Raw genomic sequence first — 1,268 nt, forward strand, 5'->3', positions numbered from 1 at the left:
CGCTCCTACAGGTTGGCACCATGCCACAACTCGACGCCAACCTGTAGGAGCGAGGCTTGCCCGCGAAGGCAATTGTCGCCCCACCAGAAATCCCCTGAACCGGACAAAAAAAAACCGCCACCCCTGATCCAGGCATGGCGGTTTTTTTCATGGCAATTCAGATCCGCGAACGCACCCACCCCGCCACTTCCGAGTGAATCCCTTCCACTTCCCCCAGCAACCCGGCCATGCGCATGAAGTCATGGGTCATCCCCGGCTGTTCCAGCAATGTCACTTCATTCCCCGCCGCACGCAACCGCTCGGCATACGCCAGCCCTTCATCATGCAGCGGATCGTGCCCGGCCAAGTACACCAGCGTCGGTGCCACGCCTGATAAATCCGCCGCCAGCAACGGCGAGCAACGCCAATCCGCCAGGTCGTCCGGCGTGCGCCCGTAATGCGCGTAGAACCAGTCCAGCGTCGGCGTCTCCAGCAAATAGCCCTCGGCAAAATCCCGGTGCGAGGCGCGTTTCGTCGTCGCATCCGTCACCGGATACAGCAACACCTGGGCCCTGGGTTTCAATGCCAGTTCCTCTGGTTCACGCACTGCCATGATCGACAACACCGTGGCCAAGGTTGCACCCACGCTGTCACCGACCAGCGCCACCCGGTTCGCATCCAGCCCACGCGCAGCGCCCTCTCGCACCAGCCAGTTGCCCGCATCGCAAGCGTCCTGCACCGGCGTCGGGAAACGCCATTGCGGCGCCAGTCGGTAATCCACGGTCAACAACGCAAACCCGCCTTGCGAGGCCAGTCGCCGGCACAGCGCATCATGGGAATCGAGGCTGCCGACCACATAGCCGCCACCATGAAAATACAGCAACACCGGCTGCAAGCCGTCGACCGCTTGCCCATCGCGATACACCCTTGCCGACAGACTGTGGCCATCCCGCGCGGCAATGGTGAAGTCCTCGCAGGCCACGCTGTCCAGCGGCACATCGAGAAACCCCGAGGAGGCTTCAAAATCGATCCGTGCCTGTTGCGGAGTCTGTTCATGCATCGCGCGACTCTTGCCGGTCATCCGGCCCAACTCGGCGAGTTCGAGAAATGCTTCAAGTTCTGGCAATACGGCCATGGGACGAATCCTTCTACACCAATAGATCAATAATCGAGCAATACAAAATATTCTGATCAACGAGAACCCTGTGGCGAGGGAGCTTGCTCCCGCTGGGCTGCGAAGCGGCCCCCTTATTCCTAAAAAGAAGGGGACTGCTGCGCAGTCCAGCGGG

1 protein-coding gene is annotated in these 1,268 nt (G+C 61.0%); it reads right to left on the reverse strand.

What is annotated here, in order from left to right; genetic code table 11:
• Positions 1-157 precede the first annotated feature (157 nt).
• The gene (locus tag QMX98_RS34660) at positions 158-1,114 is read right to left on the reverse strand and encodes an alpha/beta hydrolase (RefSeq protein ID WP_282412083.1); all 957 of its coding nucleotides are present in this window, start codon (positions 1,112-1,114) and stop codon (positions 158-160) included.
• Between the last annotated feature and the right edge of the window lie 154 nt (positions 1,115-1,268).

It is taken from the genome of Pseudomonas sp. PS02303 (assembly GCF_029959925.1).
GTDB lineage: Bacteria > Pseudomonadota > Gammaproteobacteria > Pseudomonadales > Pseudomonadaceae > Aquipseudomonas > Aquipseudomonas mandelii.

Coding starts and splice junctions, on each gene's coding strand:
- QMX98_RS34660 (WP_282412083.1), bottom strand. CDS start 1,114: ATGGCCGTATTGCCAGAACTTGAAGCATTTCTCGAACTCGCCGAGTTG.